General features: G+C 70.1%; 2 protein-coding genes. One reads left to right on the forward strand and one right to left on the reverse strand.

Annotated features, from left to right (window positions below; genetic code table 11):
- The coding region (locus JHD82_RS28905) for a Sir2 family NAD-dependent protein deacetylase (RefSeq protein ID WP_199140323.1) at positions 1-591 on the forward strand (591 nt) is incomplete at its 5' end.
- A 27-nt stretch (positions 592-618) separates the two neighbouring features.
- Here JHD82_RS28905 and JHD82_RS28910 read toward each other — a convergent pair.
- On the reverse strand, positions 619-1,593 hold a 975-nt coding region (locus tag JHD82_RS28910; protein ID WP_199140325.1), incomplete at its 5' end, for a TGS domain-containing protein.

Genomic DNA, 1,593 nt, shown 5'->3' on the forward strand with positions numbered 1-1,593 from the left:
GGCCAGGCCCACGCGGCACTGGCGCAGTTGCAGCAGCGCGGATGGATCGAAGGCCTGGTCACCCAGAATGTGGACGGCCTGCACACGGCCGCGGGCAGCGATGGCGTCATCGACCTGCACGGCCGCATCGCCGCCGTGCGCTGCATGGGCTGCGGCACCGGCATGGAGCGCGCCGTGCTGCAGGCCATGCTGCTGGAGCGCAACCCCGGCTGGGCCGGCCTGAGCGCCCAGGCCGCGCCCGACGGCGATGCCGATCTGGAGGGGCGCGACTTCAGCCGCTTCGACGTGCCGGCCTGCCCGCACTGCGGCGGCGTGCTCAAGCCCGACGTGGTGTTCTACGGGGAAGGCGTGCCCAGCCAGCGGGTGCAGGCCGTGCGCGCCATGCTGCAGCAGGCCGGCGGGCTGCTGGTCGCCGGTTCTTCGCTGATGGTGTATTCAGGCCTGCGCTTTGTGCATGAGGCCGTGGCCCAGGGCAAGCCGGTGGCCGCCATCAACCAGGGCCGCATGCGCTCCGAGGATTTGCTGGCCCTCAAGATCGAGCAGGACTGCGGCCCGTTGCTGCAGCAGCTGGCCCAGGACCTGGCGCAATGAAAAAGCCCCGCAGGAGCGGGGCAGTGTTCAGGGGATGACGCGCGATGCGCGCACCACCGAGTGCACGCGGCGCAGGTTGCGCAGCGCGGACTCCACCTGCTGGTTGTCGTGCACCGAGATCACGAAGCACAGGTCCGTGGTGCTCATGGCGGCCTCGTCGGCCATGTCCACGCGCAGGATGTCCACCTCGGCGCCGGCCAGCTCGGCGGCCACGCGCGCGAGCACGCCCTTGCCGTTGTTGACGGTGACCACGATGCGTGCCTCGAACAGGCGCGCGGCATCCATCTCATCGGCCCACTCGACCACGATGAAGCGGTCCCTGTCCTTTTCCTGCAGGCGCTGCGCGATCTTGCACTGCGCATGGTGGACGATCAGGCCTTCGCCGCTGCCCAGGTAGCCCACGATGGGGTCGCCAGGCACGGGGCGGCAGCATTGCGCGTAGTGGATGGAGCCCTGGTTGGAGCCGTCCAGCAGCACGGCACCCTGGAAGGGGCGGTTGCTGGAGTTGAAGCGTTCGCGTGTGAGCAGCAGGGCGTCGGGCCGGTGGCCGTGGCGCGCCATCAGCGCCGTCAGGCGCGAGGCCACCAGCGACGCAATGCGCCGGCCCATGCCGATGTCCACCATCAGGTCGGCGCGGCTGCGGCTGCCGGCCATGCGCAGCACCTCGTCCCACAGTGCCTGGTTGGCCTCGTCGGCCGGCGGCACGGCATCCATGCCTTCGGCACGCATGGCCTGGGCCAGCAGGTTCTCGCCCAGGCGGGCCGATTCGCTTTGCGCGGCCGACTTCAGGTAGTGGCGGATCTTGGAGCGCGCGCGGCCCGTCTTCACGAAGCCCAGCCAGGCCGGGTTGGGCGTGGCGTCCTCGGAGGTGACGATCTGCACCACGTCGCCGCTCTTGAGTTCGGTGCGCAGCGGCACTTCCTCGTTGTTGATGCGCGCGGCCGTCATGTGGTTGCCGACCTTGCTGTGGATGGCATAGGCGAAGTCCACCACGGTGGCACC

The sequence above is a fragment of the Delftia sp. ASV31 genome (genome assembly GCF_016428765.1).
In the GTDB taxonomy this organism is placed as follows: Bacteria; Pseudomonadota; Gammaproteobacteria; order Burkholderiales; family Burkholderiaceae_C; genus Comamonas; species Comamonas acidovorans.